12 protein-coding genes and 2 pseudogenes are annotated in these 12,833 nt (G+C 58.6%); 3 read left to right on the top strand and 11 right to left on the bottom strand.

Annotated elements, in window-relative coordinates:
* Positions 1–78 precede the first annotated feature (78 nt).
* Positions 79–777 carry a hypothetical protein gene (locus DD235_RS03970; protein WP_109060710.1) on the top strand — a complete coding sequence of 233 codons (699 nt, stop codon included), beginning with the start codon at positions 79–81 and terminating at the stop codon, positions 775–777.
* A gap of 18 nt (positions 778–795) precedes the next feature.
* Here DD235_RS03970 and DD235_RS03965 read toward each other — a convergent pair whose 3' ends face one another.
* The 7 genes from DD235_RS03965 to DD235_RS03935 all read right to left on the bottom strand — a co-directional run bounded on the left by DD235_RS03965 (position 796) and on the right by DD235_RS03935 (position 6,539).
* Positions 796–1,332: a WG repeat-containing protein gene (locus DD235_RS03965; RefSeq protein ID WP_146193420.1), complete on the bottom strand. Its 537-nt coding sequence runs from the start codon at positions 1,330–1,332 to the stop codon at positions 796–798.
* A 74-nt stretch (positions 1,333–1,406) separates the two neighbouring features.
* A complete protein-coding gene (locus DD235_RS03960) occupies positions 1,407–2,084 on the bottom strand; it encodes a hypothetical protein (protein WP_146193418.1) in 678 nt (225 codons plus the stop codon).
* Positions 2,085–2,089: 5 nt separating this feature from the next.
* Complete coding sequence (locus DD235_RS03955) at positions 2,090–2,467, bottom strand: Rap1a/Tai family immunity protein (protein WP_109060707.1); 378 nt, start codon at positions 2,465–2,467, stop codon at positions 2,090–2,092.
* A 145-nt stretch (positions 2,468–2,612) separates the two neighbouring features.
* Positions 2,613–3,008, bottom strand: a complete 396-nt coding sequence (locus DD235_RS03950; protein WP_109060706.1) for a hypothetical protein — start codon at positions 3,006–3,008, stop codon at positions 2,613–2,615.
* A gap of 7 nt (positions 3,009–3,015) precedes the next feature.
* A complete protein-coding gene (locus DD235_RS03945) occupies positions 3,016–3,354 on the bottom strand; it encodes a P-II family nitrogen regulator (RefSeq protein WP_109060705.1) in 339 nt (112 codons plus the stop codon).
* Between the two features lie 66 nt (positions 3,355–3,420).
* Positions 3,421–5,217 carry an NAD+ synthase gene (locus tag DD235_RS03940; protein WP_109060704.1) on the bottom strand — a complete coding sequence of 599 codons (1,797 nt, stop codon included), beginning with the start codon at positions 5,215–5,217 and terminating at the stop codon, positions 3,421–3,423.
* Entirely contained in the window at positions 5,214–6,539 is a 1,326-nt protein-coding gene (locus tag DD235_RS03935) for a mechanosensitive ion channel family protein (protein ID WP_420810439.1), read from the bottom strand. The genes DD235_RS03940 and DD235_RS03935 overlap by 4 nt, the downstream gene beginning before the upstream one ends.
* 65 nt (positions 6,540–6,604) lie before the next feature.
* On the opposite strand from DD235_RS03935, the gene argH reads away from it, so the two are divergent.
* A complete protein-coding gene (argH, locus tag DD235_RS03930; RefSeq protein ID WP_109060702.1) occupies positions 6,605–8,026 on the top strand; it encodes an argininosuccinate lyase in 1,422 nt (473 codons plus the stop codon).
* A gap of 368 nt (positions 8,027–8,394) precedes the next feature.
* Here argH and DD235_RS03925 read toward each other — a convergent pair whose 3' ends face one another.
* Both DD235_RS03925 and DD235_RS03920 read right to left on the bottom strand, forming a co-directional pair.
* Entirely contained in the window at positions 8,395–8,937 is a 543-nt protein-coding gene (locus DD235_RS03925; protein WP_146193416.1) for a hypothetical protein, read from the bottom strand.
* Positions 8,938–9,016: 79 nt separating this feature from the next.
* Positions 9,017–9,265, bottom strand: a pseudogene (locus DD235_RS03920) (integrase core domain-containing protein); the annotation flags it as partial.
* A gap of 82 nt (positions 9,266–9,347) precedes the next feature.
* On the opposite strand from DD235_RS03920, the gene DD235_RS03915 reads away from it, so the two are divergent.
* Positions 9,348–10,495, top strand: a protein-coding gene (locus DD235_RS03915) for an IS3 family transposase (protein ID WP_109060700.1) whose coding sequence is annotated in 2 segments (ribosomal slippage) — positions 9,348–9,588 and positions 9,588–10,495 — 1,149 coding nt in all. Because the reading frame shifts where the segments join, the coding sequence is not laid out codon by codon here.
* A 13-nt stretch (positions 10,496–10,508) separates the two neighbouring features.
* On the opposite strand, the pseudogene DD235_RS16955 reads toward DD235_RS03915, so the two are convergent.
* Together DD235_RS16955 and rlmD are read right to left on the bottom strand one after the other, a co-directional pair.
* A pseudogene (locus tag DD235_RS16955) lies at positions 10,509–10,937 on the bottom strand (site-specific integrase); the annotation flags it as partial.
* A 545-nt stretch (positions 10,938–11,482) separates the two neighbouring features.
* On the bottom strand, positions 11,483–12,820 hold the full coding sequence (gene rlmD / locus DD235_RS03905) for a 23S rRNA (uracil(1939)-C(5))-methyltransferase RlmD (RefSeq protein ID WP_109060699.1): 1,338 nt from the start codon (positions 12,818–12,820) through the stop codon (positions 11,483–11,485).
* Between the last annotated feature and the right edge of the window lie 13 nt (positions 12,821–12,833).

The raw sequence follows: 12,833 nt of genomic DNA, 5'->3' as shown, positions 1-12,833 counted from the left end.
CGAAGGTCCGCACAAGGTGGGCACGGTACACATCCAAAGCCTGTCCTGAGCAGCATTGTTGCCTAGACGTTATCCAAAATGAAAAACAAAATTTTCTGGGACTTGCCTGGCTTCAATGTCTTTCTCAAAAGCCGATATACAGACCTGTATGCACTGGAAGCAGATATGGGCAACCATGTCGGCAGCAGCAATTTCAGCGCGATGGACACGTTGGACTGGCTGCTGGCAGACAAGGCGACAGACGAGATTTCCTTCCTGATGCTGACCGTTCCCTCGACGATCAAGGTCTCGCCAAACGGATCGGAAATCGATACGGGCATCCTTGAAAACCTGGCACTCTCAAGTTGCCTTGAACACTTCATCCACGATGTCGCCATGCAGCACGACGCCATCTACAGCATTGGCGACGACACCCTGACAGTCACCTCAAACGCCTCATCCGTTTCCCATACGACACAGGTCGCTGATGGCCTGTGTCTTTTGCTGGATCAGGCCGACCAGTATCAAGGTTTTTTATTGAAAGACGCAAAAAGTCATATCCCGGGCCAATTCAGGTCGTCCAACAGCGAGGTGTTCGATACGCGACTGCTCGACATGTTTCGCCTTTGTACCCATGAAGCCTACGACTCAATGGATGACCAGAGCCAGGAACAGTTACGCAACATAGAAAATCTGGAATCGGCCTGCCATGCAGCCAAATCAGCCGATTCCAGGCTGGAACAGATCATCGCGTTCACACAACAATTGAAAGTCACGTTCTACGACATGGGCACCTGAGCCAGCCTCACGCCAGCATCATGGCAAAAGATCAAGGCGGCTGAGCGCATCCTGCAAGCTCAATTCAGGTGCCACCACTACCTTGCCTGCCCGATCAATCACCCCCCAGGTATCGCCCACCCGTTCGCGGTGTTCGCCTGCCGACACTGACTCCACGCAATCCACACACACCAGCGCATGGCCGTCCTGAAACGGCATGCCCCAGGCATACGGCAAATCCAGAACCCGCTGCAGGTTGTGATCAAAGTACGCCACACCCTGCGTGCCTGGCCCACGCGTCAGCCCCTCCGAGAAGGGATCAGCACCATTATCGAAAGTCAGAACCGCTTGCATATGGCCATCCGGCCGTACCCAATGCCAGGCTTTGTTCACATGAATCTGGGCCAGTCCGCCCTCTTTTTCATCAAACAGCAGATCGTCAAAAACAGCGGAATTCAATACAGGTTGCCCATTTTCCAAAGATGCGCAGGCCTGCACCTGGTGTAATTCCTGCTGCGATCTTGAAAGGTACGTGCAGGGCAGATCCGCTGCCGGCGTGACCAGCGAAGCCAGCAAGGCCAATATCGTCACCATGAAAACCTCCTTTTTTCTACGTTTTACGATCCGGGCTTAACCTCATCAAACCGGGCTCATGGAGCCGGGGCGGCAATCGCCTCCAGCTTTTTTTCATACTGTTCACGATCCGAAGCCGACAGCACTTCACCGTACGCGGCCAGGAAATCCTGCAATGCCTGCCGATACTCCTGTGCAAACATGGCATTGTCAGGGCTGGCTTCATGCAGATTGCGCGCGCGCTCGACAGGACGACGTGCATCATTCAGCAACCATCGTTTGCCATAGGCTGACTCGTCGCTCATGATCACGATGTTGCGCGGAAAACCGGGCACATACTTGACGACGAATGGGTCATTGAGCGCCGGGATCAGGATCAGGTTACGAGGTGGCCAGATGGATGCACTCATGTCGTCGAACTGCGCGACCACATCCCTTCCGTCAGCCATGCGCACCAACACATCATATTCATCGACCCGCTGTTCATTGAGCAGCCATCCGGCATCACGTTTGTCCACGATAATCGCCGTACCGGGTGTGCCGAACCAGTTCAGGAAAGCGGCATTGACCCACTGGCCTGTGAAAATATTGATCATGGCCAACGTGAAGACCGTTGGAATCAGGAAATATCCCCAGCGCTTGCCTCGGTAAAGATTCAGTAGCACTGCAAACACCAGGCATGCCAATGGCAGGGCAAACATCAGCAGCAACCGATGCTGTGCCAGTATGTACATACAGACAGACAAAAACGACATGCCGCTCAACCCCTGCACGGAAAACGCTGGGCCAGTACAGCACTGACGGCAGGTGCGGCACGCTGGGACAGGGCTTCACCCTGCAACTCCCGCAATTGACCATAGACTGCATCACGCAGTGTATCGATCTTGAATTGCCGGTAGTCGCACCAGACAGTCCCTTCGGTCTGGTCAAAAATGCCCAGCAGATACATATCGATGGCATCACTGCGCGGTTGCGAAGGCTCTGCCATTTCAATCAGAAGTTGTCCGACAGTGATATGGGTCGTATTGGGTGTAACCGGCAATGGCTGCGCCTGCGCCTGCATGAGGCACCCCTGGCCCAGCAACAGTGACAGCACTCCCGGCCCGAGGCAACGCCGCACAACAGCAGACATGGGCATGGCAGATCCTGAAGAAATGGAAACCGCCAGAGTTTACCGGACACACCCGACAATCAAATGCTTTTCAATCAGGATTTACGCCCTGAAACAGTGCATAACACACGCTGTCAGTCGAAGATCCGAAAGTAGCGGTTTGGAATTTGTTTCAGCCGCCTTGGCACATACTTCTTTCCGCCGCCCAGTCCCTTATCCTGAAGCGCAAGTTCAGGTTTCCCAGGAATGTCAGCACTTCGTTTTCCCGTATGCCAGCATCGTAGTCAAAGTCCTCCAGCGCAAAGATATATGTAATCTGCGCGGGCCCCATGCGTTTTTCACATGCGGCCAGGACATCTTCCACCATGTACTCGAAGCCGGCCATATTTCCCTCAGGCAGCCACAGGGAAACAGCATGATCTTCATCCACGAAGCGGTTCCGTATCCTGAAATCTTTCTCGAATCCGGAGCCGCCCTTTTTCTTGATGAAATTCGCCCTGATCGTCTCAAACGAATTTTCTGTCGATACCCATACTGCGTGTCTCGACTCAATTGTTTTATAGATCACTGCTGTATCAGAGCGCGTCGTCGCCGCTCTCGCCGGTACGGATGCGGATCGCCTGCTCCACTGGCGTGACAAAAATCTTGCCGTCGCCGATCTTGCCCGTGCGGGCCGCACGCAACACGGCTTCGATGGCACCATCGACCATGCTGTCGGGAATGACCACGTCCACGCGAATTTTGGGCAAAAAATCGACCACATACTCGGCACCGCGATAGAGCTCGGTATGGCCTTTCTGCCGGCCAAAGCCCTTGACCTCGGTCACGGTCAGCCCCATGATGCCGACCTCCGACAGGGCCTCGCGGACTTCGTCGAGTTTGAAGGGCTTGATGATGGCGGTCAGCTGTTTCATTGATGCTCGCTTGTCTCTGGAAATGAATATCTTATTTTGACACGATCAGTGCCAGGATGGCCCCGATCAGCCCTGGCCATTATCGCGGAAGCGGTTGGTGATCGGGTAGCGCCAGTCGCGACCGAAGGCCCGTGGCGTGATGCGCGGTCCCGGCGGGGACTGGCGGCGCTTGTATTCGTTCAGGTGCAGCAACCGGGTAAAGCGGTCGATATCGGCCTGGACATAACCGGCCTTGCGCAGATCGTCCACCGAGGCGTCCTGCTCCATGTAGCGGGCAATCATCCCATCCAGCACCTCGTAGGGCGGCAGGCTGTCCTGGTCGGTCTGCCCCGGGCGCAGTTCGGCCGAAGGCGCGCGCGTGAGGATGTTCTCCGGGATCGGCGGCGGGCCATCGAGACCATTGCGCCACCACCCCAGGCTGTACACCAGGGTCTTGGGCACATCCTTGAGCACGGCAAACCCTCCGGCCATGTCACCATACAGCGTGCAGTAGCCGGTACTGAACTCGGACTTGTTGCCGGTGGTCAGCACCAGCCAGCCGGTCTTGTTGGACAGCGCCATCATCAGCACGCCGCGTGAGCGTGCCTGGATGTTCTCTTCCGTGGCATCCTGGGTCAGGCCGGCAAACTCGGGGGCCAGCACTGACTCAAAGGCATCCATCATCGGGGCGATGGGCAGTACCCCGTAGTGCACCCCCACCCGCCGTGCCATATCCTTGGCATCGTCCAGCGACATGTCCGAGGTATAGGGCGACGGCATCATGTAGGTACGCACACGCTCCGGCCCCAGCGCATCCACCGCCAGCAGTAGCGTCAGCGCGGAGTCCATGCCCCCTGAAAACGCCAGCAGCACACCCTTGAAGCCATTTTTCTCGACATAATCGCGCACGCCCAGCACCAGCGCCTGCCAGATTGCGGACAGTGCAACGCCGTTGTCATCGGGCCAATATGCATCGGTCTTGCCGGGAGGCTGTTGTTCTGCGGCCTGACGGGTAGTGGTCGAATCAGCGCGGTAGTCCGGCAATTGCGAACCGGGTTGCAGCACGGCCACTGCCGTTGCGGCGGCAGCGGACCAGTCCTCGCCGTCCAGCGTCAGCACACGGCCCCCCTGCACGTGCCCCTGTGCATCGAAATCCACCAGCCCCAGCGCCTCGCCGAATGCCGGCAGCACCATATGCGGCGTGCCTGCAGCATCCTGCACGAACGAAGCACCATCGAAGACCAGTTCATCCTGCCCACCCACCAGGTTGACATAGACCAGCGGTACGCCCAGTGCCGCCACGGGTTGCATCACATGTTCGTGGCGTGCCTGCCAGTGGCCTGCATCAAAAGGCGAGGCATTGAGTGCCAGCAGAACATGTGCGCCCTGCGCCACCGCCTGGCGCGGTGCGCCGCCCGCCCAGAGGTCTTCACAGACGTTGACGCCAAAGCGCAGCCCACTCACCTCGAACAGGCAGGCCTGTGTGCCGGCAGCAAAATAGCGCTGCTCATCGAATACGCCATAGTTGGGCAAGGCCTGTTTGCCATACCAGCCGATACGCGCACCCTCGCGCAAGACGACAGCGGCATTGAACAGTCTGTCGTCCACTCGCAACGGCGTACCCACCACCACGCTCAGATCGGGCAACCCTGCCAGATCGGCAGTCAATTGGGCCAGAACCGCCTCGCAACGTCGCAGGAATTCCGGGCGCAGCAACAGATCCTCGGGGGGATAGCCGGTCAGTGCCAGTTCGGGGGTCAGCAATACCCGTGCGCCTGCCCCGTGGGCCCGGTGGGCAACCGCCAGGATACGGGCCGCATTGCCGGCCAGATCGCCCAATACCGGATTGATCTGCGCCAGCGCCACTGTGATGGCATGCGTCATGCCGGGTTCTCCTGTTCGTCATGCAGTGCGTGCCGCCACGCCTGCGATTGGGATATGCCATCCGCCATGCCGCGCATGTCATGCCCGGTAGGCGTCTGGTAGAGGCGCAAGCCCAGCTCGGGCAGCAGCGCCAGGATGTGATCGAAGATATCGCCCTGGATGCGCTCGTAGTCGACCCAGGCCGTCAGCGCGGTAAAGCAGTAGATTTCGACGGGTACGCCGTCGGACTGCGGCTCCATCATCCGCACCATGGTGATGACATCATGATGCTTGATTTCCGGGTGGCGCTGCAGATAGGCCAGCACATAAGCCCTGAAAGTGCCGATATTGGTCAGGCGCCGGCGGTTGGCCGGCACATGGGCGCGCTCGCCCAGCGTCAGGTTGGTCTGCTCGACCGCCCGGCGCTTGTCACCCAGGTAGGACTCCAGCAGGCTGAAACGCTGCAGGTCGTCGCATTCGGCATCGGTCAGGAAACGGATGCTGGTCGCATCGATGCGCACCGTGCGCTTGATGCGCCGCCCGCCCGACTCGAACATGTAGCGCCAATTGCGATAGGGTTCAGAAAACAGCTTGTAGGTCGGGATGGTGGTGACGGTCTTGTCCCAGTTCTGCACCTTGACCGTATGCAGCGCGATATCGATGACGAAGCCATCGGCGTTGGACTGCGGCATTTCGATCCAGTCGCCGATGCGCAGCATGTCGTTGCTGGTCAGTTGCGTGCTGGCCACCAGAGACAGCAGCGTATCCTTGAACACCAGCATCAGCACAGCCGAAATCGCACCCAGCCCCGACAGCATCAGGATCGGCGAGCGGTCGGTCAGCACCGAGATCACCAGTACCGCACCGACGCCCAGCAGCACGATCTTGCCCAGTTGCAGATAGCCCTTGATGGAACGCGTCTGCGCCCGGGTGGTGGCGGCGTAGGTTTCCTGCCAGGCGCTCAGGACCGTGCGCAGGGTCTTGATCACATAGATCCAGAACAGCGCCAGGCTGACGCGATGCAGCAGTGTTTCCAGTTGCGCGTAATGCGGCAGCAGAATGCTCATCACGGCAACGGCCAGCCAGCCAGCGGTAATGGCCGCATAGCGGTAGCTGCGGGCACGCCGGAAGGCACGGTCCCAGTTGCGATGCCCGGCCAGGGTCAACAGCCGGTTTGCCACGGCAGACAGGATATAGGCACCTGCCACCCGGATCATGAAAGACACCAGCACGATCAGGCCGAGCGCCAACAAGGCCTGCATCCAGTGGGCCTCGGGCAGGTGGGCGGTCAGCGACTGGATCCATGTTTCCAGCTCGACCATATTTGATTTCAGGGACTCCATGCAGCCAACCGTATTAGAATCGTGGTTTCGCGAATCGCGCCATTTTAATTGCTATCCATCCCCGCATGTCCAATACGCCTGCATCCACCCAGAATCAATTTGACAACAAGGCCCAGGCCTGGTCGGCCCGCTTCTCCGAACCCGTCTCGGATCTGGTCAAGCGCTACACCGCCTCGGTCTTCTTCGACAAGCGCTTGGCTCCCTATGATATCCAGGGTTCGCTGGCCCATGCCGACATGCTGGCGGCCGTCGGCGTGATCTCCACGCAGGACCTGCAGGACATCCAGCGCGGCATGACGCAGATCCTCTCCGAAATCGAGGCAGGCCAGTTCGAATGGCTGCTCGATCTCGAGGATGTGCACCTCAATATCGAAAAGCGCCTGGTCGAACTGGTGGGCGATGCCGGCAAGCGCCTGCATACCGGCCGTTCGCGCAACGACCAGGTCGCCACCGACATCCGCCTGTGGCTGCGTGCCGAGATCGACGTCCTGATCGGACTGCTGGGCGAATTGCGCCACGCGCTGGCTACCACGGCACTGCAGCACACCGACACCATTCTGCCCGGCTTTACCCACCTGCAGGTGGCACAACCCGTCACGTTCGGCCATCACCTGCTGGCATATGCAGAGATGTTTGGCCGCGATGCCGAGCGCCTGCAGGACTGCCGCCGCCGCGTCAACCGCCTGCCGCTGGGTGCCGCCGCCCTGGCCGGCACCAGCTACCCCATCGACCGTGAGCGCGTGGCCCGTACCCTGGGTTTCGAAGAAGTCTGCCGCAATTCGCTCGACGCCGTATCCGACCGCGATTTTGCCATCGAATTCTGCGCCGCTGCTGCATTGGTCATGACGCATATCTCGCGCCTGTCCGAAGAGCTGGTCCTGTGGATGAGCCCCCGCGTCGGCTTCATCACACTGGCCGACCGTTTCTGCACCGGCAGCTCGATCATGCCGCAGAAGAAAAATCCCGACGTCCCTGAACTGGCACGCGGCAAGGTAGGCCGGGTCAACGGCCACCTGATGGCCCTGCTGACCCTGATGAAAGGCCAGCCGCTGGCCTACAACAAGGACAACCAGGAAGACAAGGAAGGCCTGTTCGACTCGGTCGACACGCTGCGCGATACGCTGACCATCTTCGTCGACATGGTGCCGGGCATCAGCGTCAAGCCCGAAGCCATGCGCGCCGCCGCCCTGCAGGGCTACGCCACCGCCACCGACCTGGCCGACTACCTGGTCAAGCGCGGCACGCCTTTCCGCGATGCCCACGAAGTCGTGGCCCTGGCCGTACGCGAATGCGAACAGCGCGGCTGCGACCTGGCCGACCTGAGCCTGGATGAACTGCGCGCCTTCCACCCTGCCATCGAGTCCGATGTACACGCCGTACTGACGCTGGAAGGCTCGGTCGCTGCGCGCAAGCACATCGGCGGCACGGCCCCGGAACGGGTGCGCTTTGAGGCCAAGCGTATTCTGGAGTTGCACGGCAAGGGTTGATCCTGACTCGCAAGGGGATTCCCCTGATACACAGTAGCTGATGTACAAAAATGGCCTGCGTACAAGATGCGCAGGCCATTTTTTTGGAGTTTTACCTTTGGAGCAATGGATTAAAAGTTTGTGATGGAAAGGTGGTGCTTGGGGGAATGGGGTGTAGGGGTACGGAGGTAATGAGAGGGGAAAGTATTTTGGTGACAGTAGGTTAGCGGAGTTTTAGTGAGGCGGTGAAAACGGATGGGTGTACCGGGAGTGTACCGAGGGTGCGTACTAGGCACACTGTCTGCAAACGGCCAGTAGCGGGCGTTCAACTCTGGAATTAAGCCGACCCGCGAAGCGGGTTCGGCTTGAATGAATTGTTAGGCCGCGACCTACCTAATGCGACCATGCGGCACCCGAAGCGATGCTGCTAACCTTGCAAAACAAACTTGATCAAGGTGTTCTATTTTTTCAGACAGGGACTTGAACACTTCTGGCTCCCCAAAGGGCAGCATGATGATCATCGGATCTGCCTGATCAGGAATTGACTTTATATTGAGTGCTGCAAGGATCTCTGTCTCCTTGCGGGAATTACTAGGCCGATAGAGCATGTAATCACGACCTCCTGATACATGGGCATGGCCGATCATATTTCGAACGTGATAAATCTCGTCTATTTCTTTGAGCTCTTGTTCTGTGAGCTGATCAGAGAACACCTCCAAGAACTCTCTCTTTACATCTCCGAACTGGCGCTCCCAGTAGCTGACTCGTAGTTCGTGATATGCGGCAGGAATTTTGCCTGGGTCAGCTACAAAATCTGCTATCAGTTCCGGATTTTTCTTGAGGATGACGAGATCTGACATCTGTCCCTGAAGCCAGATCGAATATATAAAAATCAGGCCCGCGTTTAGCATTGTTTCTTGTGGACGATCCATATACCCTCTTTAGCGACCTAACTACCTAATAGACGGACCCGTGGACTGAATTGCTCCGGGAATCGAGGAGGCTGTGTGGTTAAGGTACAGCGTTCATCGACTCAGCGTCAGAGTGGGTACGGTGATAGAGCTCTTCCGCCTGTACAGGAGAAATGTACCCGATGGACCCGAGCAGACGTTGATGGTTGTACCAGACGACCCATTCCAACGTTGCCAATTCCACGGCAGCCCTGGTTTTCCAGGGAGCTCGGCGATGAATCAGTTCGGCCTTGTACAACCCGTTGATGGTTTCAGCCAGGGCATTGTCGTAACTGTCGCCACGGCTGCCACGGACGATTCGATGCCTGGGGTTCTACCCCGTTAAGACGGACACTTCAGAAACGCGTCATACAGGACGCAAAGGAGTGTGAGTGATGAAACGCAAGAAATACAGTGCCGAATTCAAAGCGGGAGCGGTTGAACAGGTGCGCCGGTCGGATGTCAGTTGTGCCCAGGTCGCTCGGGAGTTGGGTATAGCCTCGGACTTGCTCTCTCGCTGGAAGCGGGAGGCTGATACGCAAGCCTCCAAGACCTTTATTGGTAGTGGAGCTGCGCGTGATGAGGAAGTAGTGCGACTAAAGCGGGAGTTGGCCCGAGTTCAGAAGGAGAGGGATTTTTTGCGCGCAGCGGCAACGTTCTTTGCCAGGGAGTCGTCCTGAGATATCAGGCCATCGAGCGTTGTCGCCATGAGTTTCCCATCCGAATGATGTGTCGTCTGCTGCGGGTATCACCAAGTGGTTTTTATGACTGCTTATTGCGCACGGTCAGCACGCGCCAGAAGGAAAACCAGCGCTTGCTCATCCTCATTCGTCAGATACACGCAGATAGCCAAGGCGCGTTAGGGGCTCCTCGCATGCATGAAGACCTGGTGGAGCGAGGAGAGACGGCCAGCAAGAATCGCATTGCACGCTTGATGGCCGGCGATGGTCTTCAGGGCTGGCCGCGCAGAAGAAAACGGGGGCAGCGTGGGAAGCAGGAAACACCGATGCCTCAGGTCGAGAATATTCTTGCGCGAGACTTCAGTGCGCAAGAGCCAGAGACCAAATGGGTGACGGATATTACGGAGATCAAAACCGGAGAGGGCGTACTTTACTTGTGCATCGTGCTGGATCTGTACAACAAATTGGTGGTTGGCTGGTCGATGCATCACCGCCAGGATCGTCAGATGGTGATGCGTGCAGTGGAGATGGCTATTTGGCAACGCCAAGGCGTTGGCAGAGTTATTCTGCACTCGGATAGAGGTAGCCAATTTCGCAGTGGTGACTATCAGGCGTTGCTGGTACGCAATTGGCTGATCTACTCAATGAGTGCTGTGGGCCATTGTGGCGACAACGCGGCCTGCGAAGGATTCTTTGGCATGCTCAAACGTGAGCGAGTCAATCGCAAGACATACCGGACGATGGATGTCGCCAGGGCCGATGTATTCAACTACATTGAATGCTTCCATAATCCGCGTATGCGGCGCAGAATTGCCAGGATTGACCAGCAGTTTTCCGATCTTTTAGAGGCGTCCGTTTAATCGGGGTAGAACCCCCCATCAGTGCCAGCTCCAAACGCACGGTGTTGGCGGCGCGAGGCTGCGGCACGCCATCCACGCAACGATCTTCACCCGACAAGCGCCGGTCGCGGAAGGTAGCGACCATATCGGGCGTGATCCCTGCCAGCGAATACTTGCCAAAGAAGTTGACCAGCGCCGTCGAGCGCTTGCGCTCGGCATTCTACGTCATGGGCCGCTTGGTGGGCGTCACTTCGTCCAGGTAGCGCTCCATGGCGGTGGCGAAGGTTTGCCGCTCGGCAGGCGCACGCTGGATGAACAGGCCACGCACCATTTCATCTTCGGTGCGCCGCGCCCAGTCTTCCGCATCGCGCTTCAGGCGAAATGTCTTGATGGTGGTGGAAAAGCCGGTGCGACGGATGACGGCTTTCCATGTGCCAGAAGGTGTTTTTACAAGGGTGGCCATAGTGCTTCGGTACAGTGTCTGCGTAGGGCCACTGTACCGAAACTGTACCGCAGCGCAACTTTTGTACCGACGCAAAGAAAAAAGGCCTGCTGAAGAATCAGCAAGTTTTTGATATAAAACAGAAATTCCGGTGTGTCCTGAGGAACTCGAACCCTCGACCAACGGATTAAAAGTCCACTGCTCCAATTTTCATGCCATGACTATTGATGGGCACTTATACAAACCATCCGCCACAACAACCCCTCCCTGCCAACGCTCAACGCAGCCATGAGCCGAGGGTGGTCAGCCCCTATCCGGTCGCTTTGTGCAATGCCGGAGATCTGCGATGCAGGCGGGAAACAAGGCGGAATTGTCTGAGGGCGCAGCCCGAGTTTTCCGCCGCCCGCCTGCATCGCAGATCTCCGGGAAGTCTGGCCGCGCCAGGGGCCAGACCATTGCGCAGGCGACCGGATAGGGGCTGACCACCCTCGGCGTCTTAGCAGCGAGAACAGCAGCCCCAAAAAGCCTAAGCCGCCTCAGAAACCTCAACCACAGCCTCATCCCCCTCAACCGGCAAGACACGCTTCGTGCCCCCCCGGCTCGAACACCGCAATCGACTCCACATGCCCCGTATGCGGGAACATATTCACGACTCCCGCCTTGAGCAGGCGATAGCCGCCCTCATGCGCCAGAATGGCAGCATCACGAGCCAGGGTCGCGGGATTACAGGAGACATACACAATCCGCTTGGGCCGCTCTTCCGGCTCAAGCGCCGCCAGAGCACGCGATACCGCTTCTGCCCCTTCACGCGGCGGATCGATCAACATGCGATCGAAGTGACCCAGGTCACGCAGCCAGTCCACATTGATCTCGAACAGGTTGAGCGTCGCAAAAGACGTCTTGCCGGCCAGCCCGTGGCGCGCAGCGGCATCGCCTGCACGTGCTGTCAGCGTGGCGCTGCCCTCGACCCCTACGGCCTCGCGGGCGCGCGTGGCCAGCGGCAGGGTAAAGTTGCCCAGGCCACAGAACAGATCCAGTACCCGATCTTCCGGCTGCACATCCAGCAGGCCCAGGGCACGCGAAATCAGCACCCGATTGATGCCGAAATTGACCTGCGTGAAATCAATGGGCCGGTACGGCATGCGCAGGCCGAATTCGGGCAAGCTGTAGCTCAGGCTGTCAGCATGTTCACGCTCCAGCGGATGCACGGTATCCGGCCCCTTGGGCTGCAGCCACCACTGCACCTTGTGCGCGGCAGCAAAGGCACGCAGGCTGGCGATATCCGTATCGGTCAACGGCTCCAGATGGCGCAGCACCAGAGCAATCACGTCATCGCCCACCGCCACTTCGATCTGCGGCAGGCGATCCGGTGTGGACATGCTGCCGATCAGCGCGCGCAGCGGCATCAGCAGCGCAGACACGGCGGGCGGCACCACATGGCATTCACGCATATCGGCCACGTAGCTGCTTTTGCGCTCGTGAAAACCGACCAGCACCCCACCCTTCTTGGGCACATTGCGCACCGAAAACCGGGCACGATAGCGATAGCCCCAGGCCGGCCCCTGCATGGGCGGCAGTACCTGGGCCGGACGCAGCTTGCCGACGTGCCAGAAGGCGTCTTCGAGCGCCCGCTGCTTGATGGCGATCTGGGCCTCGGGCTCCATGTGCTGCATCACGCAGCCACCACAGACGCCGAAGTGCGGGCAACGGGGTGCCGCGCGCATACAGGAGGCACGCAGCACGGCTTCGGTGCGGGCGTTTTCGTAGGAGGGTTTGCGGCGGGTGATGCTGGCCTCGACCGTCTCGCCGGGCAATGCGCCCTCGACGAAGATCACTTTGCCGTCGCGATGGGCGATGCCCCGGGCCTCAAGGTCCAGGGACTCGATGTACAACCTTTCCGTCATGTTTTGGATATCC

It is taken from the genome of Corticimicrobacter populi (genome assembly GCF_003123725.1).
In the GTDB taxonomy this organism is placed as follows: Bacteria; Pseudomonadota; Gammaproteobacteria; order Burkholderiales; family Burkholderiaceae_B; genus Corticimicrobacter; species Corticimicrobacter populi.
The sequence above is the reverse complement of the archived record's forward strand: the minus strand, read 5'-3'. Positions and strand labels throughout refer to the sequence as shown.

Excerpts from the sequence above, each read along its gene's own strand:
- DD235_RS03940 (WP_109060704.1), bottom strand. The coding sequence starts at position 5,217 with ATGACGCATGCCATCACAGTGGCGCTGGCGCAGATCAATCCGGTATTG.
- DD235_RS03935 (WP_420810439.1), bottom strand. The coding sequence starts at position 6,539 with ATGGAGTCCCTGAAATCAAATATGGTCGAGCTGGAAACATGGATCCAG.
- rlmD (WP_109060699.1), bottom strand. The coding sequence starts at position 12,820 with ATGACGGAAAGGTTGTACATCGAGTCCCTGGACCTTGAGGCCCGGGGC.
- DD235_RS03925 (WP_146193416.1), bottom strand. The coding sequence starts at position 8,937 with ATGGATCGTCCACAAGAAACAATGCTAAACGCGGGCCTGATTTTTATA.
- DD235_RS03960 (WP_146193418.1), bottom strand. The coding sequence starts at position 2,084 with ATGTCGTTTTTGTCTGTCTGTATGTACATACTGGCACAGCATCGGTTG.
- argH (WP_109060702.1), top strand. The coding sequence starts at position 6,605 with ATGTCCAATACGCCTGCATCCACCCAGAATCAATTTGACAACAAGGCC.
- DD235_RS03945 (WP_109060705.1), bottom strand. The coding sequence starts at position 3,354 with ATGAAACAGCTGACCGCCATCATCAAGCCCTTCAAACTCGACGAAGTC.
- DD235_RS03955 (WP_109060707.1), bottom strand. The coding sequence starts at position 2,467 with ATGCCCATGTCTGCTGTTGTGCGGCGTTGCCTCGGGCCGGGAGTGCTG.
- DD235_RS03970 (WP_109060710.1), top strand. The coding sequence starts at position 79 with ATGAAAAACAAAATTTTCTGGGACTTGCCTGGCTTCAATGTCTTTCTC.